Annotated in this window: 1 pseudogene; it reads right to left on the bottom strand. The window is 58.4% G+C overall.

From position 1 onward, the window contains the following. A pseudogene (locus IVB47_RS13445) lies at nucleotides 1-215 on the bottom strand (acetylglucosamine transferase); the annotation flags it as partial. Nucleotides 216-243 lie beyond the last annotated feature (28 nt).

The following is a 243-nucleotide window of genomic DNA, read 5'->3' as shown; positions in this document are numbered from 1 at the left end:
CCCAGGCAGGTGACATTCTCCTCGGCAACGCCCTGTGCCACGAACCGCGCGACCAAATTGTCGCGCAGCATGGGATCGTCAAGCAGGGTATGCTTGATGATGATCTTCGAACCCGTCACTTTCCGCATCACTTTCGACCAGACTCGGATGGCTCCATCCGAGATCTTGTAGATGCGGTTGAATACGCCGAAGGTCACATGGCCGTTGCGGAGCATGGGAAGCTCCGAGGGCGGCACATCCAGG

The organism is Bradyrhizobium sp. 62 (assembly GCF_023073035.1).
Classification (GTDB): Bacteria; Pseudomonadota; Alphaproteobacteria; order Rhizobiales; family Xanthobacteraceae; genus Bradyrhizobium.
This window is presented reverse-complemented; position numbering and strand designations above follow the sequence as displayed.